This is a genomic window from Rhizobium phaseoli (assembly GCF_001664385.1).
Classification (GTDB): Bacteria; Pseudomonadota; Alphaproteobacteria; order Rhizobiales; family Rhizobiaceae; genus Rhizobium; species Rhizobium phaseoli.
Window position 1 is genome coordinate 334,222 of sequence record NZ_CP013535.1, and the last position, 25,989, is coordinate 360,210.

19 protein-coding genes and 6 pseudogenes are annotated in these 25,989 nt (G+C 56.5%); 14 read left to right on the forward strand and 11 right to left on the reverse strand.

Annotated elements, in window-relative coordinates; translation table 11 throughout:
• Nucleotide 1: 1 nt before the first annotated feature.
• Both AMC88_RS26715 and AMC88_RS26720 read right to left on the reverse strand, forming a co-directional pair.
• On the reverse strand, nucleotides 2–1,282 hold the full coding sequence (locus AMC88_RS26715; protein WP_011053445.1) for a cytochrome P450: 1,281 nt from the start codon (nucleotides 1,280–1,282) through the stop codon (nucleotides 2–4).
• A 68-nt stretch (nucleotides 1,283–1,350) separates the two neighbouring features.
• A complete protein-coding gene (locus tag AMC88_RS26720; protein ID WP_008536508.1) occupies nucleotides 1,351–1,530 on the reverse strand; it encodes a cytochrome P450 in 180 nt (59 codons plus the stop codon).
• 1,224 nt (nucleotides 1,531–2,754) lie between these two features.
• On the opposite strand from AMC88_RS26720, the pseudogene AMC88_RS26730 reads away from it, so the two are divergent.
• The 6 genes and pseudogenes from AMC88_RS26730 (at nucleotide 2,755) to hemN (ending at nucleotide 10,553) form a co-directional block, all read left to right on the forward strand.
• A pseudogene (locus AMC88_RS26730) lies at nucleotides 2,755–3,944 on the forward strand (IS3 family transposase).
• Nucleotides 3,945–5,367: 1,423 nt separating this feature from the next.
• Entirely contained in the window at nucleotides 5,368–5,805 is a 438-nt protein-coding gene (locus AMC88_RS26740; protein ID WP_008536498.1) for a DUF3846 domain-containing protein, read from the forward strand.
• A gap of 517 nt (nucleotides 5,806–6,322) precedes the next feature.
• Complete coding sequence (locus tag AMC88_RS26750) at nucleotides 6,323–7,033, forward strand: nitrogen fixation protein NifQ (protein WP_008536495.1); 711 nt, start codon at nucleotides 6,323–6,325, stop codon at nucleotides 7,031–7,033.
• Between the two features lie 886 nt (nucleotides 7,034–7,919).
• On the forward strand, nucleotides 7,920–8,813 hold the full coding sequence (nifH, locus tag AMC88_RS26755) for a nitrogenase iron protein (protein WP_004675840.1): 894 nt from the start codon (nucleotides 7,920–7,922) through the stop codon (nucleotides 8,811–8,813).
• Between the two features lie 107 nt (nucleotides 8,814–8,920).
• Nucleotides 8,921–9,118, forward strand: a pseudogene (locus AMC88_RS26760) (hypothetical protein); the annotation flags it as partial.
• Between the two features lie 88 nt (nucleotides 9,119–9,206).
• Nucleotides 9,207–10,553, forward strand: a complete 1,347-nt coding sequence (gene hemN / locus AMC88_RS26765; RefSeq protein ID WP_080712026.1) for an oxygen-independent coproporphyrinogen III oxidase — start codon at nucleotides 9,207–9,209, stop codon at nucleotides 10,551–10,553.
• A 550-nt stretch (nucleotides 10,554–11,103) separates the two neighbouring features.
• On the opposite strand, the gene AMC88_RS26770 is transcribed toward hemN, so the two are convergent.
• Together AMC88_RS26770 and AMC88_RS26775 are read right to left on the reverse strand one after the other, a co-directional pair.
• Nucleotides 11,104–11,643, reverse strand: coding sequence for a hypothetical protein (locus tag AMC88_RS26770; protein ID WP_004679185.1), 540 nt, complete (start codon nucleotides 11,641–11,643; stop codon nucleotides 11,104–11,106).
• A 128-nt stretch (nucleotides 11,644–11,771) separates the two neighbouring features.
• Nucleotides 11,772–12,446, reverse strand: a complete 675-nt coding sequence (locus AMC88_RS26775; protein ID WP_029875595.1) for an MreC domain-containing protein — start codon at nucleotides 12,444–12,446, stop codon at nucleotides 11,772–11,774.
• Nucleotides 12,447–12,621: 175 nt separating this feature from the next.
• On the opposite strand from AMC88_RS26775, the gene AMC88_RS32615 reads away from it, so the two are divergent.
• The 4 genes and pseudogenes from AMC88_RS32615 to AMC88_RS34750 all read left to right on the forward strand — a co-directional run bounded on the left by AMC88_RS32615 (nucleotide 12,622) and on the right by AMC88_RS34750 (nucleotide 17,291).
• Nucleotides 12,622–13,038, forward strand: a complete 417-nt coding sequence (locus AMC88_RS32615) for a hypothetical protein (protein WP_011053452.1) — start codon at nucleotides 12,622–12,624, stop codon at nucleotides 13,036–13,038.
• A gap of 760 nt (nucleotides 13,039–13,798) precedes the next feature.
• Entirely contained in the window at nucleotides 13,799–15,856 is a 2,058-nt protein-coding gene (locus AMC88_RS26785) for a carbamoyltransferase family protein (RefSeq protein ID WP_011053454.1), read from the forward strand.
• A gap of 194 nt (nucleotides 15,857–16,050) precedes the next feature.
• Nucleotides 16,051–16,446 carry an FkbM family methyltransferase gene (locus AMC88_RS26790; protein WP_011053455.1) on the forward strand — a complete coding sequence of 132 codons (396 nt, stop codon included), beginning with the start codon at nucleotides 16,051–16,053 and terminating at the stop codon, nucleotides 16,444–16,446.
• 59 nt (nucleotides 16,447–16,505) lie between these two features.
• Nucleotides 16,506–17,291: pseudogene (locus AMC88_RS34750) on the forward strand (IS5 family transposase).
• Here the strand turns inward: AMC88_RS34750 and AMC88_RS34790 are convergent.
• A complete protein-coding gene (locus AMC88_RS34790; RefSeq protein ID WP_011053458.1) occupies nucleotides 17,288–17,599 on the reverse strand; it encodes a MafI2 family immunity protein in 312 nt (103 codons plus the stop codon). The pseudogene AMC88_RS34750 and the gene AMC88_RS34790 sit on opposite strands and share 4 nt — an antisense overlap.
• Before the next feature lie 179 nt (nucleotides 17,600–17,778).
• On the opposite strand from AMC88_RS34790, the pseudogene AMC88_RS33390 reads away from it, so the two are divergent.
• The 4 genes and pseudogenes from AMC88_RS33390 to nodD1 form a co-directional block, all read left to right on the forward strand.
• Nucleotides 17,779–18,073 (forward strand): annotated as a pseudogene (locus tag AMC88_RS33390) (transposase); the annotation flags it as partial.
• Nucleotides 18,074–18,080: 7 nt separating this feature from the next.
• Nucleotides 18,081–18,756: pseudogene (gene istB, locus AMC88_RS26810) on the forward strand (IS21-like element helper ATPase IstB); the annotation flags it as partial.
• Nucleotides 18,757–19,144: 388 nt separating this feature from the next.
• Nucleotides 19,145–19,477 carry a nodulation protein NolE gene (gene nolE, locus AMC88_RS26815; RefSeq protein ID WP_064820032.1) on the forward strand — a complete coding sequence of 111 codons (333 nt, stop codon included), beginning with the start codon at nucleotides 19,145–19,147 and terminating at the stop codon, nucleotides 19,475–19,477.
• Between the two features lie 168 nt (nucleotides 19,478–19,645).
• The gene (nodD1, locus tag AMC88_RS26820; RefSeq protein WP_029532439.1) at nucleotides 19,646–20,584 is read left to right on the forward strand and encodes a transcriptional regulator NodD1; all 939 of its coding nucleotides are present in this window, start codon (nucleotides 19,646–19,648) and stop codon (nucleotides 20,582–20,584) included.
• 352 nt (nucleotides 20,585–20,936) lie between these two features.
• On the opposite strand, the gene AMC88_RS26825 is transcribed toward nodD1, so the two are convergent.
• From AMC88_RS26825 to nodC, 6 genes and pseudogenes are all read right to left on the reverse strand, one after another.
• Complete coding sequence (locus AMC88_RS26825; protein ID WP_010020624.1) at nucleotides 20,937–21,353, reverse strand: cupin domain-containing protein; 417 nt, start codon at nucleotides 21,351–21,353, stop codon at nucleotides 20,937–20,939.
• 206 nt (nucleotides 21,354–21,559) lie between these two features.
• Complete coding sequence (locus AMC88_RS26830) at nucleotides 21,560–22,348, reverse strand: ABC transporter permease (RefSeq protein ID WP_011053461.1); 789 nt, start codon at nucleotides 22,346–22,348, stop codon at nucleotides 21,560–21,562.
• A gap of 3 nt (nucleotides 22,349–22,351) precedes the next feature.
• Nucleotides 22,352–23,302: a nodulation factor ABC transporter ATP-binding protein NodI gene (nodI, locus tag AMC88_RS26835; RefSeq protein ID WP_016737487.1), complete on the reverse strand. Its 951-nt coding sequence runs from the start codon at nucleotides 23,300–23,302 to the stop codon at nucleotides 22,352–22,354.
• Between the two features lie 480 nt (nucleotides 23,303–23,782).
• Nucleotides 23,783–23,986, reverse strand: a pseudogene (locus AMC88_RS26840) (carbamoyltransferase N-terminal domain-containing protein); the annotation flags it as partial.
• Between the two features lie 35 nt (nucleotides 23,987–24,021).
• Entirely contained in the window at nucleotides 24,022–24,639 is a 618-nt protein-coding gene (gene nodS, locus AMC88_RS26845; protein WP_011053463.1) for a nodulation methyltransferase NodS, read from the reverse strand.
• Between the two features lie 15 nt (nucleotides 24,640–24,654).
• Complete coding sequence (gene nodC, locus AMC88_RS26850; RefSeq protein ID WP_029875592.1) at nucleotides 24,655–25,986, reverse strand: chitooligosaccharide synthase NodC; 1,332 nt, start codon at nucleotides 25,984–25,986, stop codon at nucleotides 24,655–24,657.
• Between the last annotated feature and the right edge of the window lie 3 nt (nucleotides 25,987–25,989).

Here is a 25,989-nt window from a genome sequence, read left to right on the forward strand (position 1 = left end):
ATTACCTGTCGAGTGGCTGATCTGACCGGTGCGCGCCAGGCGCCGCCAAATGAGAAGATTGCGATGCCGGGGGGCGTCCGCACCAGAGCACCGGCATCTCCTCGAACCCGCCGGTGATGATCTCCTTGCGCAACTTCAGTTCTTCGGGCGCCACGGCCAGGCGCAACGCGGGAAAGCGCTGGAAGATCGAACCGAATATGGCCTTCAGTTCCAGCCTCGCCAGCGCCGCCCCGATGCAATTGTGCTGCCCGTAGGAGAACGCCAGGTGGGGATTTGCGTCGCGTCCGATGTCGAAGACTTCCGGGTCTTTGAAATGGCACGGATCAAACGAGGTCGCCGGCAGGCCGACCAGTACTTTGCTCTCCGCGGGTATATGCACGCCCGCGATGGTAACGTCGGTCCGGGGATAGCGCATGATGCCGTCCCACCCCGCGCCAGGCGAATACATGCGCAGTATTTCTTCCACCGCCTTGTCAACCAGGGAAGGATCGCGGACCAGGCGTTCGCGCTGTTGCGGATGGCGAAACATGGCCAGCAGGCCGAATTCGATCTGCGCGACGGTGCTCTCGTGCCCCGCCACCAGCACGCCCGCCGCGAGGCCGATCGCCTCTTCCTCGGTCGCTTTGCCCTGGTCGACCGCGGCTAGCAGATCCGTCAGCAGGTTATCGCCCGGATCCTGTCGCTTGCCCCGTATTTTGCCGTGGATGTAGGCGCGGAGCTCTTCCCAGGCCAGGCCGGACGCGCTGCGCGGGCCGCTTTCATGCTGGTGCGTCATCACCTCGTCGGAGAGCCCTGCGAAAAAGGCGTGTTCCTCGAAGGGCACGCCCATCAGCGCGCTGATTACCTTGGCCGGAAGCGGAAAGGAGAGATGGCGTCGCAAGTCTGCGGGCTGGGGCTGAACCGCCAGCGTATCGAACAACTGCACGGTGATCGCCTCGACCTGCTGCGTAAGCAGCTTCACCCTGCTGTTGCTGAAGGCCGGCGCCACGATCGTGCGTAACCGAGCATGCTCGTCCCCTTCGTGCGAGACCAGCCATCCCGGCGAACCGAGAATGACCGAATCGGGGGTGAAATCCGCCGGAGGCATTCCCGCGGGCAGGAATGCCGCGTCAGACAGAACCGCCTTGGCCTCGTCATAGCCTGTCACCCACCAGCATTCGTGCCCGGACGGAAGGCGCACGCGGTGGATCGGACCTTTGGCGCGTAGCGCTAACATCTCGGGCGAGGGCTCGATGTGATCGACCCGCCACATCGGCAGCGTCGGCAAGGATTGTTCGGACATGGTGACGCTTCACTCTTTAAGCCCGGAAGGGGCGGAAGATGATGGGCAGACTGCGGGCAGCAAATGAGTTAAGGCAACGTGTAGACCACGCCCTCTGCGGCGATTGCCAGCGCCAGATCCTCCGGCCGCACGAACGGCGGGGGGAAGACACTTCCCAATTCCAGGCGCGCCAGCGCAGCGCCCAGGCACAGATGCGGCCCCTGGCCGAGCGGCAGGTGCGGGTTTTGCAGCCGGTTGAAATCGAACATGTCGGTATCGCCATAGGTCGGCCGACCGTAGGAATTGGCGCAGCAGGTTCGACCGCACCCGCCCACCGACCCGTCCGCAAACAGAACTTCCAGTCCAGTCCCACACCCCCGGCTTCCCGCCTGGCTCAAGGTCTGCCGCTTTGGCTGTACCGCTCGCGACGTGGGCGATTGTTGTGGGTCGCAAACGAAGAACTCTAGATCGCATCTAACACTCCTCACATTTTCCCGGCACACACAACCGAGCCACTATCATTGCCCAGCAAACCATCGGAACTCACGAGACGCGAACAGCGATGCGCCGCCCGAAGACCATCGCGCTGCGATTGGCGACATACCGTGACCAGAGCAAATCGCGTGCCGAAGTGAATTCGTGGGTTCAGCAGGCATTTCGTAGCAGCGCGTAGTGTCAAGCTCCCGCCATTCAGTCTCAATGCCGACAACCGCGGAGTACATGTCTGACAAAAGACTGCTCTAAGCCGGTCTGCGTCCGATAGTCGGCGACCTGCATGGGATGCCCTCGCGGCGGGCTTTCGTGCAACAATCCGCGCCATCTTCGACGTCGAAGTTGCCCCGCCAGTTTTCGTCCGATGGGCGGGAACGTCGTCGACTGCGCCGAGGCCGCCGCGTTAAAAGCGCCGGCTCTGGGCAAATCAGACTGGACCCGCCTCGACCCTCCGGTAGTAAAGTTTGCGGAGCTTATTTCCGCCAAATGCAAGTTCTGAGCTTGTAGTCATCTCGTTGACGTTGTTCTTAATGTTTCCACCCCCGCGCTTACCGAGACGGTCGAGCTTCTCGATCGGCGTAGGTAGAAAAGGCAACGGGAAACGCTCAAATTTCGAAGCATGTTCTCTTCCGGAAACATGTCATCTAATCAGGAGCGGCGGTCGGCAACAGTCGCCTGAGTCGGAGGTGCTTTCTAAACCAGACGATGCCCAATCCAGAAGCCTCCTGCCGAAGATGAAGCAATCGGGAGACCAATGCAGCATCTCATGGACCGCCGCACCGTGGTGAAGAAAGCGGTCCTCGGTTGCTGGAGGTTGTTGAGTAGTTCCATGACATCGAATTGAGCTTTAGCCTGATGAATTGGGTCAATACCTACACCGCTAACTAAGGGGTGCGCCGTTTACGCCTTAGGTCAAGCTGGGGGACGTTGGACTGCTCTGACCTGCCCCTGCGAATTTCCTCCAGAATTGATTAGAGTCCGGCCCATCAAAGGACGGACGAATGAAGAAGCAGAGATTTACCGAAGAGCAGATAATTGCGGTGCTGAAGGAGCAGGAGGCTGGTGCGAAGGCGGCCGACCTTTGCCGCAAGCACGGATTTCAGAAGCGACGTTTTACAACTGGAAAGCCAAATACGGCGGCCTGGAAGTCTCCGAGGCCAAGCGGCTGAAGGCGCTTGAAGATGAGAATGCCAGGCTGAAGAAGCTGCTGGCCGAGCAGATGTTGGACGCAGCAGCACTCCGCGAGCTTCTTTCAAAAAAATGGTAGGGCCTGTCGCGAAGCGTGACGCCGTCACGCATCTGAAGACCGTCATGGGTCTTTCGGAACGGCGGGCCTGCCAGATCATATCCGCCGACCGCAAGACGATCCGCTATCAGTCGAACCGACCGCCGGAAACCGAGTTGCGAGCGAAGCTGCGCGACCTCGCCAATGAGCGGCGGCGTTTCGGCTACCGGCGACTGTTCGTCCTGCTTCGGCGGGAGGGAGAACCGTCCGGGGTCAATCGCATCTATCGCCTTTATCGGGAGGAGGGTCTCTCTGTCCGCAAGCGCAAAGCCAGACGCCGTGCTGTCCGCACGCGTGCTCCGATTTCTGGTCGAAGCTAAGGCCAATGCCCGATGGTCGCTAGACTTCGTGCACGACCAGTTCGCTTGCGGAAGGAGGTTTCGCGTGCTCAACATCGTCGATGACGTAACGCGCGAATGCCTGGCGGCGATCCCGGACACGTCGATCTCCGGCCGCCGTGTCGCCAGAGAACTGACGACGCTGATCGAACGACGCGGCAAGCCGGGGATGATCGTCTCCGACAACGGCACTGAACTCACCTCGAATGCGATCCTCGCGTGGTCGAAGGATCACAAAGTCGACTGGCACTACATCGCGCCGGGAAAGCCGATGCAGAACGGCTATGCCGAGAGCTTCAATGGTCGGATGCGCGACGAACTGCTCAACGAAAGCCTGTTCTTTGGCCTCAATCATGCCCGAAGCGCCATTGCCGAATGGGCGGACGATCACAATAATTTCCGGCCGCACTAATCGCTCGGATATCAGACCCCGGCAGATTATGCCGGGACCATCGCCGCAACCGGCTCCAACGCTGCGCAAGATGAAGGCTTCGCGTTTCCGCCGGTTGCTCACACCGCGCCACTTGGCGTATTCAAAACCGCCGAGGCTCTAATCGCCGCCGGATGAAAATTCAGTGGCAGGTCAGCTCAGTTTCATCGCGATCATGTTTTTGTGGCTGGTTTGCCTGCCGAGTTCCTGAATGTATCGACCTGTCGCTCTCGCGCGTGGGCCGGAAGGACATAAATAGCAGGCTCAAGAAATAAACGACCTGAAGGAAAACCGAAGCCGCTAGTGTTACGGCGAACGCTTTGAAGATGGAAAGCGACGCGGCGTAGGCCGAAACAGCGCTGGTGCACGTGACCAGTAGCAGGATGCAAAAAAAAGTTCTAAAGGACAAAGCCTTGCTCCCGTTCGTTCGTCCAATACTTGAACTGCGTCGACGCTGACGTTTCGCCCGATTCGTCCACGCTATGAACGTGCATGACTTCGCCGTGAGTGCCATAGGTTGCCAAAAGTTGGGTCAGCGCGAATACGCCAAAGTGACGACTTCTTCTTTCGCGGCTTCCGACTCGGCAAATCCTGTTCGCCAGACTCCGAAGGCCGCCGCCATAGCGAGCAACAAGGCGGCGCCAGTATCTCTCCGGGATACGCAATAAAATCTGCCGCTTCCTATCTATTGCATTTTTGTACGTTCTCCGCTGAGGTCGCGATCGGCTTGTTTGGTGAGACACCTTGGTCATGCACCAAGGTCGCTAATCAGGCAAAATAGATTGATTGGATGCCATCATCCGCGTTTTGAATAACGCTAAAAACGCGGCACCGAAAACGCCTGGGGACCGAGCGCGAACTCGCGACCGCGGCTTTCAGCACACTTTAAGTCAGCCAACAGTGAGCGCGGCTGTTGCCCCGGTTGCGCTAGCCAAATGTCGTGATGCTCGGATGGAACTCGCCGATTGCAAATTTTCTTTCTGCTTTATACGTCGTAAGGGGTGCCTTGATAGAAGCTCCACTCGTTAGCTTCGAGTTCAGGCTCTCGCGTCTGCAGCATGGGAAATGATTTCTAATTCTGCCGGGTATTCGTACAACGTACAGATCTCGTCAAACTTGGAACACGCACCCGTTTGCATAGTTTGCCCAAGGTCGGGATCCGTTCCGCAAATTTGGGACAAATTCGAGCCATACGTGCGGCGACGCCGATGGCCGCCGCGTTCGATTGCTGAACCCGCTTAGTCGACTCGCGGCTGCCGGTATGGTCTAACATCGTCGCGTTCATGTTTGGCCCGGAGTTGGTATGGGGGCTGGCCGGAATAAAAACACGCCCATTAAAATATCTCAATAGAATCAACTGGCTGGGCGACATCGGAGCGACGCGTCCGGAGCCTGGCTTGAATTGAACCGAACCGAATTGGCGCAGGACCATTTACACAGCACGCTGAAATCTGCATATTGCCGCGCGTTGTCGCTATCCCAAGTTGATGCACGAGTCGCTTTCGCTCCCGTCAAAAGCAGCTGGGCACGAGCTCTTTTCAAGAATTTAGAAGGCAAGGATATGGAAAATTTTGTGTATCTGTTGGAGCCAGAAAGTGCGATCTTTCGCGCCGCTGAGCTCCCTGATCGCAACAGCATTGCATCGATCGCCGGTTTAATTGGCAGTGATCTTATTCAGATGATCCGCTTCGACGACATGCACTCGCTATTTGTTGGCGAAGAAGCTTTGCGAGTTGGGTTAACCGCCTTTACGATCTTTGACGGGTACCCGATCCCTCTTGCCGGGCAGATAGCGCTTTTGGGAGGCGATGGTAGTAAACCTTATCGTTCGCCGTCAATAACGATGACGGAAGCCGCGCGACGTTTTGAATGTTGCCGGCCGGTGCTTGATCCTGTGTTTGTTCCGATGGACCGAGTGGCGAACAAGGGCCTCATCGTTGCGGGCGCACTGGAAGGCCTGCAAGTGCGTATTGATCGCCGCTCCCCGGTGCTCCTATGAGCGCAATGACGAATGATAGGATCCAGGAGAATGAACTCTATCGCGCCGATTCGCTGAGAGTCCGCGAGCGTGGCGACATGGGCTCGAGAAACGGAAAGCTGACGCCTCAAAGCGGCGTTTACTACGTTGCCGAAGGCCTCCCGTTCAACTGGACAAAGGTCAACACTGAAGGTCGGAAGACGTTCAGTGCCGGTCTCCAACTACTCTGAGGACTATCGAAGAGACATATGATAACTCTATCGGCGGCTAACACGTCGTTGCGCAGCAATTGATCTTTGATCTTCCCTCAGATTGCTACACTCAGACTGCTCGATCGGCGCCGCAGATTGAAAGCCTGCGTTTGTCCGTTTGGCGATAACTGGGAGGCGGGATCGCCTCCCCGCTGCACGGGCGATCGAGTGATTGAAAAGCCGGCTTCAACTGTCACTTGCTCAAGCTGGCACAACCTTTGAATGCTCGCCTTGCGGGGATCAAAGCAGCCAACTGAATTCGATTATTGGAGAAAGCGACGAAGCGCATGCCAAATGTGCATCACATCGGGGTCTCGACGGTGGCGGTGCCAGCTGCGGACGCCGCACGTCAAACCGGCATAGCCGTCGACCACTGCGACGATTGCCAAACACGCTATTTCAGCCGACCATGCCAGATGGGTCTCAAGTTATATTTTGATGACTATGTGCTCTTCCGCGTTTTTTCGCGCGCACTTGAAGAAATTGAGATGGGGATTGCCACCGCGACCGAGGCAACCGGCCTTTCGCTTAGGGAGCTGCGGGATATACCAGCCCGCAGTTTCCCGGCAAGGCTTATCCGCGCTTTTGCCCTGCAAGAGGCGAGTGATTGCGTGCCTGATGCGGAGGAGCAACTGTTGCGCGATATGCTCCTAGGGCATGTGCGGCCAGGCGACCCTGAGGGCGTGCGTTTTGCTAAGATCATTGCGCGACGTTCCATGCGCGAAGACCACCTCTGGCGGGATCTCGGCTTGCTTGACAAAGCCGAACTTAGGAGATTGCTGTTCGCGCATTTTCCGGCGCTGGTGGCAGGCAACACCAACAACATGAGGTGGAAGAAGTATTTTTACCGCAAGATTTGCGAAGCTGAAGGCTTTTCCCTTTGTAGCGCTCCCAGCTGCAAGGAATGCGGCGATTTTAATGAATGCTTTCTCCCTGAGGAAAGCGGAAGTCTTTCTGGAGCGGCAGAGTTCGTCGGGCGCGAGATCTTGAAAACGTGAAGGCCACAGATGCAACTTGGCGGGCTTGTCCGGCGACGTTGAACCGATACGGGGGATTATTGCTCCCGATATTACGACTGTGCGGGCACGCGCAAATGCCACTTTCCTAAAGATGAGCGGTGATGTCGTCGTCGGATAATGATCATCGGTCAATTCTGATAGCACCTACTAAAATTGCCTTAAGCTCTTCGCCGTATTCGACTACGCGATCCACAATTTGTCGGAGCTGAGCGTATGGCCGGAAAAAAGCGTCCGCGACTAGCGCTTTAACTTGATAGCTTGCTCGCGATCTTTGCTGTAGCCTTCGAGCATTTCCTCAGAATCTGGCCCGCTGACGATCGAAACCGGCTCCGTTGTCAATCTCAGCCAATGGCGAAACAATCCGGGCCTGCAAGACTGCAGCTGCCAAGCTGTCGGCATTCCCCCTATTTGTTCATGGAGACAGCATAACAGCGAGTTTGTTGTAAGCGACAATCTCTACTGTGCCTTCATATGCGTTCTGCTGATCATCCGGCCTTGATTCGACGCGTGGTGCGAAGCCGATCGGCCGTCAAGACGGTACCGATCTGCTTGGCTCTACGACTTGCCACACTACTTCTGTCCCTCGCCTGAGATGTAAGGATACGGACGAGATTTGTTGATCTTTGACGCAAGCGATTTCCAACCGACAAGACCTCGCAGCCGCTTCGTCCAGTTTGGCGGTTTCGAGACAAGAGTTTGTCGATCCCGCCTTCGAAAGTTCGGAACTAAATAGCTGAAGATCAGCAAAACAGCTGTTTTATATGCTGCTGCCCACATGGCACGGGTTTTGAAGATTGCCATGCGAGGCGGCGCGAGCTGCCTGCCTTTTACTCAGCGATGGATGGAACGAAAGAAGGAAGGCGATATGTCAGATTTGCGTCAAATCGCATTTTACGGCAAAGGGGGGATCGGCAAGTCCACCACCTCCCAAAATACGCTCGCAGCGCTTGTCGACCTCGGGCAGAAGATCCTGATCGTCGGATGCGACCCGAAAGCCGACTCCACCCGGCTGATCCTGAACGCCAAAGCACAGGACACGGTTCTGCATCTGGCAGCGCAGGAAGGTTCGGTGGAAGACCTTGAGCTCGAGGACGTGCTCAAGGCCGGCTACAAAGGCATCAAGTGCGTGGAGTCCGGCGGTCCGGAACCGGGCGTCGGCTGCGCCGGGCGCGGCGTCATCACCTCGATCAATTTCCTTGAAGAGAACGGTGCATATGACGATGTCGACTACGTCTCCTATGACGTGCTCGGCGATGTGGTGTGCGGTGGCTTTGCGATGCCGATCCGTGAGAACAAGGCCCAGGAGATCTACATCGTGATGTCCGGCGAGATGATGGCGCTCTATGCCGCCAACAACATCGCCAAGGGCATCCTGAAATATGCCCATTCCGGCGGCGTGCGGCTCGGCGGCCTGATCTGTAACGAGCGCCAGACGGACCGCGAGCTCGACCTCTCCGAGGCGCTGGCTGCCAGGCTCAATTCCAAGCTCATCCACTTTGTGCCGCGTGACAACATCGTCCAGCACGCCGAGCTCAGGAAGATGACGGTGATCCAGTACGCGCCGGACTCCAAGCAGGCCGGGGAATATCGGGCGCTAGCCGAGAAGATCCATGCCAATTCGGGCCAAGGGACCATTCCGACCCCGATTACCATGGAAGAGCTCGAAGACATGCTGCTCGACTTCGGCATCATGAAGAGCGACGAGCAGATGCTGGCCGAACTACAGGCCAAGGAGTCAGCGGTGGTTGCGGCTCAATAACTGCCGCTGTCGACAGGACGCGCTGGCCCTTGCGCCAGCGCGTCCTTCCAAGAAAGCCGCTTCGGCGACGACGACCTAACCCGAACCTTGAAAGGGGGCAGGGGCCCATGAGCCTTGATTACGAGAATGACAGCGTTTTGCATGAACAGCTCATTGCGGAAGTGTTAGCGCAATATCCAGACAAGGCGGCGAAGCGCCGCAAGAAGCACCTCAGCGTCGCAACGAGCGGCGACGAGCCTGGCGATGAGCCGAAGGCCCTTTCCGAATGCGTCGTCAAATCGAACATCAAGTCCATTCCGGGCGTGGCATGTGCCCAATAGGACCACGCTTTCGAAGGAAAAAAACGTGTCAAATATTGTATGTGAACGTGACACGGACTGCAGGCGAAAGTCTTTGCGCGCACCGTCGTCGATTTTCGTTCCGAACACAAATAGCGGGGCGCAGTTGCCTTGGTATACTATCTACCCAACAATACAGGAGTTTTCTCCAGAAATCGGCGCCCACACTTATGAGCAATGGCTGAGAAGCCAGGGAACTGATGACGCTGTCTCGCTCTATCTCCACATTCCATTCTGCCGCTCGATGTGCTGGTATTGTGGTTTTCCGACTAGCATCACTCGTCGGGACACTTTGATAACCGATTATCTAGCAATGCTGCGCGAGGAAATCCGCCTGGTCGCCGAGCAAGTGCCGCAGGCACTCTCCGTGGGTGACGTGCACTTTGGCGGCGGATCCCCGACCATTATGCCATCGGCAGACTTCCTGTCGCTAATGGAACTCCTGCGCGGCCGTTTTGCGCTTGAGCGAGGTGCAACCATTGCCGTTGAGGTCGACCCGCGCACGTTCACCACCGATATGGCCGAAGCCCTAGAAAGAACCGGTGTGAATCGCGCAAGCGTCGGTGTGCAGAGCTTCGATCCCGTCGTACAAAAAGCGATCAACCGGATTCAGAGCGAGGCGCAAGTGATGACCGCCGTCGAAAACCTCCGCCTGTATGGGGTCAGGCGTATCAATTTCGACTTGATGTTCGGTTTGCCGAACCAAACCGTCCAGTCCTGTCTCGAGAGCGCTATGTTAGCTATTGCGATGCGTCCCGACCGCCTCGCGGTTTTCGGTTATTCCCACGTTCCATCTTTTCGAAAAAATCAGCGCTTGATTGACACAGCAGCACTGCCCGATATAGCCGCGCGAGCTGAGCAGGCCTCAGCCATGGCCGATACGTTAGTTGCAGCAGGCTATCTGCAAATTGGTCTCGACCATTTTGCTTTGCCGGATGACGAGCTTGCAATAGCACAGAGAGCTGGTCGTCTGCGCCGAAATTCGCTTGGTTACTCTGCCGAAACCTGCTCAACTGTCATCGGTTTGGGCGCGTCCGCCATTGGTCGTTGCGGCGACGGTTACGTTCAAAACGATCTCACGCAAAGCTGTTATAACCGGCACATAGCATCCGGCCGCTTGGCGATCTCAAGGGGCTACCGTTTAGCTACCGAGGATCGCGTAAGAGCTGCAATCATCGAACAGCTCATGTGCTACTTGGAGGCGGACATATCAGCAATCTGTACGGCTCAGGGATTTGATCAGACCCATCTAGTGAGTTCAGCTAAGCAGCTAGAGATTCTGGCTGAGGATGGGATCGTTGAGTTTGACAACGGTTTAGTCAGTGTGCGGCACGAACGTCGCTCTGCCCTTCGCCATGTCGCTGCCGCGTTCGATGCTTATCTTGGCCGCCAGCCGATCTAGACTGGCAAACGGAGGACCTTGGAGTGATCACTTAATCGAGCTCGAGTTCGTGGAGATGTTAGGCAGGAGGCAAGCCCCCAATTGCTCGATTTTAAATCGATCGCTGAATTCGCAGTCCATGGCATGTGTCGGTCTCGATCGCGTCACAGTTCAGCTCTCGCCACTGGCAAAGAAATCCGCCGTCAAATATCGTGAAAGGTCTGGCGCAGCACGGCTTCACCGGCTCGGTTGCGCGCGCCAACTTGAAGCAGGCGACACCTTCGTTCAAAACGGACCAGACGCCCGGACAGTTCAGCTTGACGCCACCAATGCGGCTTCGATTGCGCAGGCGGCGGAGACGCGCATCCAGGAAACCTGCGGCAGGCTCGATGTTCACGGTGGCGATCGAGCGCGGTTAAATGCCTAGAACATGGCCTAAACACTCTTGTCGTTGATCTCGACGAAATGGGACCGTGTTCGGACCCCAATTATTTGTCCTTGCCGTACACAGGTGATGCTGCCGTTGGCTCCACTACATGCCCAGGGCGACAGGTTGTTGCACTGCGACAGGTCACCGTTCAAACCGCTCCAGCATTGTTCTCAACTGCGCGTTTTGCAGCCTTAGCTTTCTGGCTAGCTGCCTCCTGAGCACCCTGATGTCTTCGTCGAGGCTCATCTGGTCCGCAGTGTGAACTGCCGGGGCAGCGTTTGCAATCGCGGCTGATGCCTTCTTACGCGGGGCGACCTCGAGAGTTCGCTCGAGCCTCGTAGCATCGTGCCCAGCGGCGATGTCGGTACTAAGCCCGCCGAATGGAGGTGGATCGGCCGCCTCAACGTTTTTGGCATCTTGGCCTTCGACCTGATCGTGGCCACCGATTCCGACTTCCTTAGAAACAACAAACTCGGTGGAAATTGCAGGAGAATGGCCGTGACGGGGAGGCCCCTCGCTTGCCGGTCGAACGGCGCTTATCAGGCTCTTCTCGGCAGGCGTTTCGGTCGGACCGGCAATGGCCAATGTGTCCGGCGTAACCTTCTGGTCCGAGCCGTTTTCTCGCTTTTGTTCGCGACCCGGTGAGATCAGTCGGGCAAGAAGTTTCCAGGGAGACGCCATCTATCCGACCTCGCGTTTTATCCCGCAAGCAGGCAGTGAGTTTGGGGTCCGGCAACAGCATTACCGTTGCCGAATTGTTTGTCTCGATAAGAATGTAGATCCGGTCGCTTATTGACCGGCTGCTTATATCAATCGAGCTTGAGCCGTTTGCGCAGATCTTCATTTTCAGCGCGAAGTTTTCCAGCAAGAAGCTTGCGCAGCCGCTGATTTTCCTCTTCCAACTGCAAAAGGTCTGCCATTTCATCGCTCGCCGTCATCGGGGCAGCCGGCGCTGCCTGCACAGCCTTTGGAGCACGGCGCACAGGTGCGCGTTTGGCGCTCGCCGTGGCTTCGATAGCCTTTGTCTTGCGCCCTCTCCTCTTCACACCACCGTCCCCGGCCAGCGCAGCTGCCGGCTCTGCCGTAGCGTCAGCTAACGCGGTCTCGAGTGCCGCGACTTTTTTGGCGCGCGGTTTGCGCTGTTTCTTCGGCGCATTAGGCGTTTCGACAACGGTCTGTCCATCGACCTTGGTTGTCGTATTAGTCTCGTCGGCCATGCTCATCTCCTGTGTATCTGATGCAGTTGTCGACGGCCCGAGAGGCGCTGTCAACAACTGCTCGGCCTGATCTTGTTCCGGCAAAGACATTTCGCTGTCGGGTTTGCCACTCTGAGAGCTACCTGACAGAAAAGGCAATGCCTCTTCCTCTAGATCGCGCGCGACTGACTTTAGATCCACATTGCCCCAGATCGAGTTCGATCTGGCATCAAGTTTTCGCCTGCCGTTCTTGTACTCGACGGCAAAACTGCGTTGCACTTTTTTCAATATAAGAGGCCTTGGAGAATCCACGGGGTGGCTGATGTTATGCTGGAACAGCACGAATAGCGCCTACCGGACTACCAGTCTATACCCACGGTCTAGCCTGAGGCCAATTTTTTAGCGCCGCATTATTTTTTGGAGTTACCGCGGCCTCTGCCGATTTATCGTCCCGGTCCCTAAAGTGGTGAAGGAGCCGCGCACCAACCCAGGCTTCTCCTTCGTCGGCTGGCGCTTCAAAGACCAGATGCTGCGCACTTACGCCGGGGAAAATGTTGAAGCGCTTGGCCCACGTTTCGCGGCACTCGCAGCGGCGGTGCTGACCAAGACCGAACGCAGTTTCCTTGCAGCTAGCGCCGCCATTAGGCTCATTGATGTGCCGAGACGAACATGCGGCTTGGCTTTGTCGGCTGAAACAAGAGTAGCGAAGGAGTGTTGCTTTTATGACAAGACACGAGGAGTTTGTCGGTCGAATGTCACAGGCGGATCTGCCTTGCACACGGCCGCCATAGAGAGAAGGATGGGGTCGCCGCTCGCTTCACTGCTGAGTCACGCCATCGTTTTCGTGAATGCATTCCATCCAAACAATCGATTTTACTGATCGAAACGGTTGCCATTAGAAGACGCTGAAGAAGCGTTTTGTAAAAGCCGTAATTCGGAGTTCTTAAAATGGGTCCTCGGGTGCCGTGGAGACTGTGCTGGGAAAACGAGATGAGGCAGTCGGTCTGCTGCCTGGTCTCGATCGTTATCTTGCGCTCGACGTGATCGGGTAGAATCTTGGTCGTTGCTTCTCGACGTTTCAGTGGGCTCTCACGGGACGCACTTTTGCCCCGGTCGATGCCGCCTCCTATTCGTCTTCACCGCGCGCTGGTCATCTTTCTACTGCTTCCCCTTCTAGCGTTTGTTGCAGATCGGTTCTCACGCCGTGGGCGCCGTTCGACGTGATTATCAATGGCGGCCCCACCGCGTGGGAGCTGAGTTCGGTACTGGCGCATATGCGAATGACGGAGGCCGGCGGCGGAATTCTGTGTGCTATGCCTCGGAGCCAACGCAGGCGCACTCGCCGCTGCAAGGATACGGTCTGCGACCTTTGCAGCGACCACCAAACGTCGTTGTGGCTGTCGGGCGGAAAGATGAAGGACTGGGTAATGTGGATACGTTACGCGGCGTTACTGCCGCAAATGCTTCGGTCTGGGGCTCTGTTAGCGCCGATTGTCGGCAATCTCACCGATCCGGTCACGATCTGATTTCGGCTTCGACCCGTGAGCTCTAGCTGCACTGTCAAGCGCCACCCTATGAAACTGCGAAAGCCGGTGGCCAGACCAGAGCGACCTACCTTTCGAAACGAACTGGAGAGCAACATGCTGTGTCTAGGGCTCAGTGGCGGTCTAAGCAGAGTCTACGAAAATTCGTTCGATCTACCGAACACCTTTATGCACGATGGGGCTGCGGTTCTCGTTCGCGACGGGCGAGTGATAGCGGCGGTCGAGGAGGAGCGCCTTAACCGGATCAAGCACTCCAACAAGTTACCAACGCGTTCGATTCAATATTGCCTCGCATCTGCAGGTGTTCACCTGAGCGACATCGACCGCATCGCGTATTATGCGACCGAGGCCTATTGCAACGCTGTGCTCGAGCGCGTGCGCCTCTCTCACCCAAGTACCCCAATACCGGACGCGAGACTGTTGTTGTGCGGATTACTCGGGCAAGAATTTGGTGCCGAAATTGATCCCTCACGTGTGTCGTTCGTGAGCCACCATATGTCGCACGCGGTGAGCTCGTTTTTCATGTCGGGCTTCGAGCGAAGTTTGGTCCTCTCAATTGACGGCGGTGGAGACTTTCTTTCGGGGCTTTTGGCGATTGGTTCCAGCACGGAGATTGAGCCACTCGTGACATTTCCGGAGAATGATTCTCTAGGGCTGCTATACTTGGAAACGATCCGCTACCTAGGTTATGGCGCGTTCGATGAATATAAGATCATGGGTCTGGCACCTTACGGCAATCCCGCTTCGTACCGCGAGATCTTCGAACAATTTTACGAACTCCTAGACGACGGTGGTTATCGGGTCCATCTCGACCGAGTTGGTCCTACGTTGCTCAGTAACATTCAAATACGCCAGAAAGGCATGCCGTTCACGCAGCAGCATAAAGATGTGAGTGCTTCACTGCAGGAAGCACTGGAACGGATCGTGTTCCACGTCCTACGGCATTACACCAAGGTTACGGGCATCGAACGACTGTGTTTGGCCGGAGGAGTGGCTCACAACTGCACTTTGAATGGCAAGCTGCTGTACTCGGGGATGTTTGACGACATCTTCGTGCAACCGGCTGCCCATGACGCTGGCTGCGCACTAGGCGCCGCATTGATGGCGTCTCATGATCTGGGGCATCCGGCACCTCGTGAGCGTTTGCAAAACGTCTATTGGGGACCCGACCTGGAGAGCGAAGGAAGCGTGGAGGAGGAACTTTTTGCTTGGGGCCAGCATCTCGAAATTGAACGGAGTGATGACGTGACAGGCAAAGCAGCCGAATGGATTGCGGATGGCGCCGTGATCGCCTGGGTGCAGGGGCGTTCGGAGTTCGGTCCACGGGCGCTAGGCAACCGGAGTATTCTTGCTGATCCGAGGCCGGCGTCAAACAAGGATCGAATTAATATGATGGTCAAGAAGCGGGAAGGCTACCGCCCATTTGCTCCCTCGGTATTGGAGGAGGACGCCGTGGAATTTTTTGATCTGCCAGGTACCTTGCGCAAATTTCCTTTTATGAATTTCGTAGTGTCTGTGCGCGAACCCAAGCGTAGTTCGCTAGGCGCCATCACGCACGTAGATGGTACGGCTCGTTTGCAGACAGTGTCACGCGAGACAAATCCCGCATATTGGGAGCTAATCAATGCTTTCGGGAAGCGAACCGGCGTTCCGATCTTGCTCAACACGTCGTTTAACAACAACGCCGAGCCGGTAGTGGATTCGGTTAGGGATGCCGTAACGACTTTTTTGACGACCGACCTGGATGCACTTGTGATCGGTCCATTTCTCGTCAAGAAGCGAATCTCAACGATGGAGGAGTGGAATAAACTAGCAGTTTCCTTGCCACCTTACGCAAGTCTCCATCAGGCGCGTGCATATTCCACCCTGGATCGGCAAGAGACTGTATGTGAGATCCGCACAGGCGCCTCCAGCCTGCAGGCCGTGCGTATTTCACCGGAGTTGTTTGAACAGCTAATTAGGATTGAGGGAGAAGCCCTGGTTGGCGACATTTTGGATGGAATCGCGCCTGTTTCAGGTAGTCGTGAGACTTTCCTAAATGAACTTCGGCAGATTTGGGAGCAGCGTTGCATATGCTTAAGCCCGGTACGTGGCCGCAAATCACAGGTATCCGTCCCCGCTGAGGCCTCGGTGACTAGTGGGCTTTCAGCATAGCTTGGGGTCGCGTCGTTACGCCAAACAAACTCGCGAATAGCAAAGCCCGCGACCGACAATGCGCCGTGCCCACCTAATCGCACGGCGACGCGTCAACAACCATGTCGAAAGAAGGGCCAAATGGCTCGGTATTTCAGTGATATCCTGTCCGAGCTCGTTCAGCAGGGGCACTTCGAAAAGTTAAGGAGACTGTGATGGATCCGGTGTGTGAGTTAAACGTACATCGACAGATCGTTTCGCTTCTCGATAAGCCTAACCCTGTAATCTTTGACATTGGGTGCAATGACGGAAGCGATGCTCAACGCTTTCTGCGCCTTCTTCCGAGCGCCCAGCTCTATTGCTTTGAGCCAGACCCCAGAGCCGCTGCACGCTTCAAGGAGAAAATGGGTTCTGATCGGGATCGGATGAGGCTATCCGAGGTTGCGATCAGCGACCGAAACGGGATGATCGAGTTTCATCCCAGCAATGGCAATGACAGCGCTAAGGAATGGGATCTCTCGGGCTCGATACGCCGTCCCAAGAACCATCTTTCTGAGTACGAGTGGGTTCGGTTTGACCCTCCGATTTCGGTTGAGACTAGGTCCTGTTGACAAAGTGGATTCCCAAATCAGCCTAGGCGTGATTCAAGACTGCTTTTTAGGAAGCAGCTATGGCACGAGGCGATTTGAGTGATGAGGAATGGCGGATTGTCGAACCGCTATTGCCGACCGAGCGTGGTCGCAAGTCTCGGCCATCCCACGACAACCGCCGCTTTTTTAACGGGATGCTCCATGTTCTGCGCGTCGGCTGTCCGTGGCGCGATATGCACGAGCGATATGGAAAGTGGAATTCGGTCTATGTTCGTTTCCGCAGCTGGGCCGAACAAGGTGTTTGGGACGCACTTCTGGAAACGCTTGTCGAACTTGGATTGACCGATGACTGGCAACATATGATTGACAGCACCACGGTTCGCGGCCATTCGCAGGCTGCGGGCGCTAAAGGGGGACTTATAAGGAGGGTTTTGGTCGATCACGCGGCGGCTTTACGACAAAAGTCCATGCCCGCGCAGACGGTCAGGGACGTCCTCTCGGCTTTGTCCTGACAGGTGGCGAGGCTTCTAATTATAGCTAGCGCCGTTCCAGCGCTTCTTACCATACCCGTTGGCAAACCTAAATCATTCCTTGCTGACAAGGGCTACGACGGCGACTCCGCCCGCGAAGAGTTGCTGATCCACGGCATTCGGCCCGTGATTCCGCCGAAAGCGAACCGGAAAGACCCGCCTTCCTGCGACTTCAAAGTTTATAAAGACCGCAACCGCATCGAACGAATGTTCAACCGGCTCAAACAGTTCCGACGGATTGCCACCCGTTACGACAAGACCCGAACTTCCTTCGAAGCGTTCCTTTTGCTGGCCGCCGCAAAAATCTGGCTGCCGCACTTCATGGAACGCCTTTAGCCCAGCAATGGCTCAAATCGCCTGTAAGCCCACCATCGCCTATCAACCGGAACCTTCGGTCCATCCGATGGTGGGGATGTGAAGACAGTCATTATTGTTTCATAACCGAAATCCGAGATGACCTCGGATGCGACTACCTCCATGCGTTCGCGGTCATCATCGCTGAAATCGGGATCGACCAAGAATTCGAGGACAATCTCGTTGCCACTCCAGCCACACGTAACGGCGGCGAGCGTCGATGATACGGCCCCGAGCAAGGCGCGTTGCACACTAAGTCGAAGTCGTATTTCCCGATCAGCTCCAGACATCAAATCCTCCGTTAGGAGCCATCTTATCGCATTATCACTGCTGACTTTGTCAACAGGACCTAGGAGTGGAGGGTGACGTTTTGCTTAAAAACACAAGCCTATAGCCGGTTCCCTTTTTGGGATTCAAGAACCGCGCCGAGTTTGCCGGAGGCTTCAACTCATGAGAGATTGGAGCCGATATGAGCAAGACAACGAACAAATTCTCGCCTGAAGTCCGTGAGCGTGCCATCCGCATGGTGCTGGATCACGAAGCCGAGCACCCCGCGCGGTGGGCTGCCGTTTCATCTATCGCGGCCAAGATCGGCTGCTCGCCGGCCACGCACGCTGCACGAATGGGTGAAGAAGACCGAGGTCGATAGCGGTAAGCGAGCAGGCCGGCCGAACGATGTCGCCGAGAATATGAATGCTCTTGAGCGGGAGAGCCGCGAGCTTCGTCAGGCCAACGAGATTCTGCGCAAAGCGTCGGCGTATTTTGCCCAGGCGAAACCTGCCACCGGAAAAGACGCTCGACAGCCTTGATTTTGATGCAGTCCCTATGGTCTCCAAGGCCCAGGTCATGGCCATTGCCGCTGCGACAGCTGGGTCGCGAAAGGTGCCAATATCCTCATGTTCGGTCCGCCGGGCGGCGGAAAGAGCCATCTCGCCGCGGCCCTCGACCTCGCGCTGATCGAGAACGGTTGGCGGGTGCTGTTCACTCGCACGACCGACCTCGTCCAGAAACTGCAGGTCGCACGGCGTGAACTCCAGATCGAATCCGCCGTCGCAAAGCTCGACAAGTTCGATCTGCTTATCCTCGACGACCTGGCCTACGTCACCAGGACCAGGCCGAAACCCGCGTGCTCTTCGAACTCATCTCCCAAGATATGAGCGGCGGTCCATCATCATCACCGCCAATCAGCCCTTTGGAGAATGGAACCTCGTCTTTCCGGACCCGGCCATGACGCTTGCCGCGGTAGACCGACTTGTTCATCACGCTACGATCATTCGAAATGAACGTCGAAAGCTAATGGCGACGTTCCGCGATGGAAGCTAAACGTGGTCGACCCAGCCGGCTTGCGGCCATTACCTCTATCTCATTGCAAACGATGACACTGAAACGTCAGGAATCCGGTCTTCTCCATACAAGGCAGCCGATCGAACAAAATGTCGTAGCCTGACGGGAGACGCAGGGGTGTCCCTCCCGCACGCGGCGCCCTTTGCTATCCCGGATGAAGGGGATGGCGGCAACGACATGCGCAAGCCCACTGAGGATAGAAGGACTGGGTGAAAAGGCGCCCCTGAAAACAGTGGGTTTGGCGACACTTGTTGGCTCGGGCAGGCAAGACGTCGTCTACATGCATCAAATGGATGACTCGCATTTAAACAATAGATTTCACCAATTTTCGCGGATGCTCCATAGACGGCCGTCTCCACTCCACCGGGTATGATCCGTTGAAAGGCTCTCAACCAATCCAACAACGCCTGTAGCCCCGAAGCACTGGCGGCGGGAATGGCATCAATCCTACCTGGTATCGCCTGGCCTTAGTCGAAGAAAGGAAACGTCTCATGAAGGTTATTGGTTACTACGTCATCGTTGCAGCGTTGCTCGCATTGACATTGCGGGCCGGGCCGTCACTTGCAGCAGATGATCGTAACCAAGATTGTGGCCCGGCGGCAAGTGACCCCCGCGCAAACCTGAATGGTGCTGACAAAGCCCATTCAGCGGAGCACACTCAAGACTTCAATTGCCAAGATACTCCTGCCGAAGAAGGTGAGTGCTACGAGTGCGTCTTACCCCCCCAAGTACATATTGAAGGCGCCGAAGTGATCGACGTCGCAGACCGAAACCTTTATCCGCGGAAAACACTGCTACTCGCCAGAATGATCAGGCACCACTGAATCGTGTCGGTTGAAGGTAGCAGTAAGACCATCAAAGCCACGGCGGCTGGAACATCGATACTTTCTCAATTTTAGGCGACCCTTTGCTTGCTGATCTCTCGTGGCGGCGCACACTGCGAGACCAAGCCTTTTCACCTTTTATCTCGCCACCTCGCTATGGATGAAGACATGCGGTTCAAGGGCCTTGATCTGAATCTCCTCGTCGCACTCGACGCCTTGATGACCGAGCGTAATCTCACGGCGGCAGCGCGCAGCATCAACTTGAGCCAACCGGCCATGAGCGCGGCCGTCGGCAGGTTACGCACCTATTTCAATGACGACCTTTTTACCATGGTCGGTCGCGAACTCGTTCCAACCCCGCGTGCGGAGCGGCTCGCGCCTTCGGTCCGCGAGGCTCTGCTTCACATCCAGGTTTCGATCATATCCTGGGATCCGTTTTGCCCTGCTCAATCGGATCGCTGCTTCAGAGTCATTCTTTCCGATTACGCCGCACTCGTTTTTTTTGAAAAGGTCGTGACGCGTGTCGCCCGAGAAGCGCCCGCCGTCAGCTTCGAGTTGCTGCCGATCGCCGATAACTACGATGATTACTTGCGGCGCGGTGACGCCGATTTTCTCATCTTTCCGGAATTGCTCATGTCGCGCGCACATCCTAAGGTGGCGTTATTCGAGGAGACCCTCGTGTGCGTGGGCTGCCGCTCGAACAAGCTACTCTCGGAGCAACTTACACTCGAGAGGTATATGTCGATGGGGCACGTTGTGGTGAAGTTTGGGAACGCTGCTTCCATCGAGGAATGGTGTTTGCTTGGGCACGGGCTTAAGAGACATGTCGAAGTAGTCGTGCAGGGCTTCAGCATGGTTCCGTTCATGCTTTCAGGGACCGAGCGCATAGCGACAATGCCCTTACGCCTGGTCAAGCAGCTCGAAAAGACAATACCCCTGCGGATCGCTGACCTTCCGCTACCTTTGCCCGCGTTCACACAGGCCCTCCAATGGCCCGCGCTTCACAATAGTGATCAGGCAAGCCTCTGGATGCGGGACGTGCTATGCCAGGAAGCATCCCGCATGCCTTCGCCCCATGAGGTAATGAGACGTCTCAGGATTTCCTAGCATTCTTTCGTGGTTTTGTCGTTCGGCGTGATTCATGGCGTCGGAATGAGGAGCCTCTTTGAAACGCCGCCGCTACAGTCTCACGGATGATCGATGATCCTGTCGCCGCTGGCCCAACAGCCGCGCTGACTGACGACCAAGTATGGAGGAACTGGACAGATGCTCTCCTACGCCCGCCGTTCAGCCGACCAATGAAACAACCTCCTCGACAGTTTGTCGACGACGCAAGTCGAAGGTTCACGCAGCTCCAATCGACATTAGCAAGGAGCGGCAAACCAACCCCTAATATGGGACGGGTTCACCACATCCGAGCCGTGGCGCCAGATTGCCCTCCGGTAATACCTCAACGTCTTTATTTTTGCGGCAGAACATTCTCACTGCCCTTTTCCACCTGATCGATCACGAGCAGCTTTACCGGCTCGGTGCCGTTGTTCGCCCCTTTATGCCATATGCCCCAGGACTCGACGATAAAATCCCCTGCCGTGAAAATGCTTTCTTTCCCAGATTCTGTATTGGTGACCGTGATCTCCCCCGAAAGCACATAGCCATAGCGCTGATAGCGATGCTGATGAATTGGTAACGTCGCACCGGGCGCAATCTCATAAATCGAAGCGATGACCTCGACATCCTTCCGTGGAACGATGATGGGCTGACCGGCAATCGTACGATCGGTCCTTAAGATAAGCGTAGCCGCGACCGCTTTGTTTTCGAACGCGTTCGCGGGACACGCCAGAGCAAAGAGCGCCGTAGCGATTGAGATGACCTTCATTTGCTTTTCTCCTGATACACGCCGGATCTTCCTGAAGGGTGTTTGCTTCCGAGTTCGGCCAGTTGCAGAGCGAAAAACCTGCATCGTCTCGCCGGTGCCGACATGGGTTCGTTTGTTCCCGGACTATGATGATTATCTTCAGAGCTCTGCGGGTCTTTTCAAGACACTGCATCGCAATACCCCTCCTGGCGTGGTGGCGAGTGGCGTCAAGACATCAGGCGCCGACGCAACAGCGCTGCCGACAGGAAGAACGGCAAAAGCGCGTAGATGCAAAGCGCGCCTATATGCAGGCCCATGCTGCTCGCGGGGCGCCCAAGCATTGCCGGGCGTATGAGGTCGATCGCATGCGCTAGAGGCAAGAACTGCGCTACCTGCTGAAAAGTCTGGGGCAGTTGCGTGATTGGAAACACCGCGCCGCACAAGAACAGCATTGGTGTGAGGACGAGCGTCTGGTAAAAAATGAAATACTCGTAACTGGGCGCAAGCGCCGTGACTACCATCGCAAGGCTCGCGAATGCAAATCCAGTGAGCATGATAATTGGCAGCACATAGACGACTGATGGCCACGTCGCATAGCCTAGCACGGTGGCGACGATTATGATTCCCGTACCGGCAAGAAATGCCTTGCTCGCTGCCCATGCCAACTCACCCAGGATGATGTCCCCAAGTGTCATTTGTGTGTAGAGCATGGCTTCCCAGGTGCGTTGGGCGTGCATTCGCGTAAAGGCCGCGTAAATCGTCTCGAACGTCGCAGACGTCATCGCGCTTGTCGCCACCATGCCGCCCGCCAAGAATGCAACGTAGGTTGTGCCGTCAACGCGACCCACAATAATTCCGAGGCCAAGGCCGAGGCCAAACAGGTAGATCATAGGATCGGCCAGACTTCCAACAATTGACGCAAGTGCTACTTTCTTCCATGCCAGATAGTTGCGTCGCCATATCGCAATCCAGTTAAAAGCGTTGGCGGGCAGAGCCGCAGCACAACCTTCATCCATCGTTCACTTCTCCATCTCGCGCCCGGTCAACCGCAAAAATACATCCTCAAGATTCGGCGGACGCTGCAGAATGCGCAAGCCCGCGCGCTGCCGTAACCGCACACGCACCTGCTCCGGGTCGGACACATAGCAAAAAAGGGTCTCGCCGCTAATTTCGATGCGATCGGCATATGGCCCGACCAGCGATTCCAACTCATGCGGATCGCCGCCGTAGATCTCAATGACTTCGCACCCGATCAGTTCATCGATCAGGTCATGCGGACGCCCTTCGGCAATGCTGCGACCTCCTTCGAGTACGCAGAGTCGATCGCATAACCGTTCGGCTTCTTCCATGAAATGGGTGGTCAAGATGATCGTTTTGCCGCGCGTAAGCAGGGAACGCAGGCGCTCCCAGATCAGGTGGCGCGCGTGCGGGTCGAGACCGGTGGTCGGCTCGTCCATGACAAGTAGCTGCGGGTCATTGATCAACGCACGCGCTAGCGTCAGGCGCCGCTTCATGCCGCCTGAAAGTTCAGACACACGCGCATTCACCTTGCTCTCTAGGCGTGCAAACTCAAGGAGCGACGACATGACCGCCTCGACTTTGCGTGTATTCATGCCGAAGTAGCGGCTGTAGACCAGCAGATTCTCGCGCACAGTGAATTCAGGCTCAAGGTTGTCGAATTGCGGCACCACGCCGATACCCTTTCGCGCCAAGCGAGCCTGGGCAGGCACCGGCACGCCGAGCACGGTAATCTTCCCCGCATCAGGGGCTGTCATGCCAAGGATCATGCGTGCGATCGTGCTCTTGCCCGCGCCGTTCGGTCCAAGCAGCCCGAAGCATTCCCCCGGGGAAACGCGGAACGATAGCGCGCTGACCACGGCCTTGTCGCCATATGTCTTACTTACGTCGGAAAAATCTATTGCGGTCATGAACATGCGCTCATCTGACCGTCGGGCGCCGTTGACCGGCATTTCTTCGGTTGGTTGGGTTCTTCCTGGTCCATCGCACCGTATGTGTTCATTGCGTCTCCATTAAAGGGCTGCAGCAGAATCCGGGAAAACGCCTCGTCCGTGGTAATTGGCACTCGTGTTGCAGAGCAGCCGAATGTCCCTGAGCTTGTTACATTCGAAGAGTAGCTCGGCGCCTTCACGGAGAGAGTGCCTGGGATGGTCTGAAATCGTGCAGATTCATCGAGATGGACAACAGCCGGAATTCTGTCCTGGCATCTCATCCGGGTCTGATGGTTAAACAACATTTCGCAATCCGGAGTTCGAGGGCTGACTATATAAGGCGCACGGGTCCTCCAGGCAGATCGGCGCCACGAGGCGGAGCCACGGGCTGCGGTGGCCGCGCGGCACCTATCACGAGGATAGTTCTTGCAGGGAAATGCCCTGTCATTGGAACGAGACCGGAGCCCTCGACGGATTCGAGAGAACTTTCAGCATTGCACCCCAGCCGTCGATGATGATTTGATCAAGAACGCGTGGATCCGGACCGTGTTGCGCCAAAGCGGCGCCAATCGCGTCGAGATTGTCGACAGTTTCATATCGCGGGTTGCTGCCCCGCTTCTCCTGCTCGACGCAGAAGGCGAGCCACCCATTCTCGACAAGCGCGTCCGCTCCGTCATGGGTCAATTTGATACCACAGATGCGCATAGTGTCTCCATGTCTGAACGTCGAGGGTTGAGCCGTTAGGAGGCAGAAAACGGATTTCGGAAACAGGCGAGCAAGCAATCTTCGTTGACCGACTCACCCCGACACTCAAGCCGCTCTACCTCGAGCAAAGTTTCGTTCAGCATGCCGAGGATCGTCTCAGCACCAGCAACGTGGCCCCAGCGACGACAGTTGGCGTCGCGCGCCGATCCGAAAACCAGATATCCATCTGGCGCAAGCATCCGCACTAAATTCCGAACAGCCCCTCTCATCTCGGCTATTCCTCCGATGTAGTAGAGCACTTCCGCCACAACGATCAGATCAAACCTCTCGTCAGGTGAAAACTGTTGAACATCAGAGACTATCCAGCTGATGTGCGGAGAACCCCTTATGCGTCGACGCGATCTTTCTATAGCCTGAGGCACAACATCGATCACGGTGAGCCGTTTGCAGTGGGGGGCTAGCTGCACCGTAAATGCGCCGGCAGCGCATCCCACTTCGAGCGCACTTGAGATGGATCCCTGGGCAAGCGCCAAGCGGAGCATTTGCGTGTGACGCTCACGCTCGAATGGATTGGCGTCGAGTCCCCATGGATCGGGTGCAGCCAGTTCCCGATTCAGCAATTGATAATTGTCGCTCTGTGTCAACTCGTTCACCTCGGTAAATAGATCTTACTCGTCGCTGCACATGCAGTCAGACGTCGTTCGCCTGGCAGGATGGCGGGCGGGCTTGAGCCTTCGAGGCGCTGTCGCATGTCCAGAACATTCTGTAGTGCGTGCATCAGCCGTCGGATGTTGATTCGAGTTGCCAGCAGAGCTGCGCGACAGCCAGTCGCTATTGCTCAGCGTGCACAGCGCGTAGGCTTTCAAGGGCAGTAGCAGAAAAATATTGATGAATGTATGCAGAGAGAATCCGAGGAACCGTAGTTGGCGGGCCCGAAGCGCTACAACGCTGCAGCGGATCATCGTCATGGCCACAATCATCAGGGCTGCCAACCAAGGCGCGGTGCCCGTCAATGCAAGCTGTGCGAGTCCCGTCAGCACTGATAGTGCCAGAAGCAGCGGTCCGAGGTTCTGTCCGACGACGTCGAGCGTAAGGAAGCGATTGAGGGTGGGCAGCAGGCGCAGCCCAAGCAACGTGTCCCGGAACGTGCTCCGCGCCCAGCGTAGTTGTTGGCGCAGATACGGTCCTAGCTTGTTCGGAACGACTGTCGCTGCGATGGCGCTCGGCACGTACTCTGTTCGAAAGCCTGCCTTCAGCATGAGAATGGTGAGATGCCGATCCTCACCGAAATCGCTTGGCTTTCCCCGAAAATACTGTGACTCGTACTGGTCAAGCAGCGAAGCGAGCGCAGAGCGACGGTACATAACACATGGACCGCAGCAGCACATAACGGCACCGAAGCGAGCTTGTGCCGCACGCTCCTCGTTGCAAGCCAGCCAGTACTCCATGTCGATCAAACGGGTCAGCCAACTGTCGTTTCGGTTGCGGGCCGTCAACTGTCCCATGGCCGCGCCGACAGCCGCATCTTGCATTTTAGGCACGAGCTTCCTGATGACATCAGATGCGAGGATCGTGTCGGAGTCGACGTTTAACACCATATCTCCAGCAGAGCGGCGTATCGCAGCGATCTGTGCCTTCCGTTTGCCGACATTCTGGGGAAGCAGGAGAATATTGAATCTGGGGTCTCGCGCGAAGGCCTCGTGCACAAGTCGCAAAGCCTCGCGATTTTCGGAACCGTCATCAACTAGGTAAACCTGCAGCCTTCCCCCGTATTCCTGACCCGCAATAGAAGCCAGGCACTCCGAAAGCGTGCGGGGATCCTCGTTGAAGCTTGGCACGATGACATCTACGCTGGGCAGCTCGTCAAAGCCGCCCAAGCCGTGGGACGCCAATGAAACATCGGTCGGCAGAGAATAAACGGCCTGCATGCTTTTATATGCAGTCGAGAGAAGTGCATAAAGCGAGACGGCGACAGTGCTGGTTGTGTCAAGCATATCCATCGG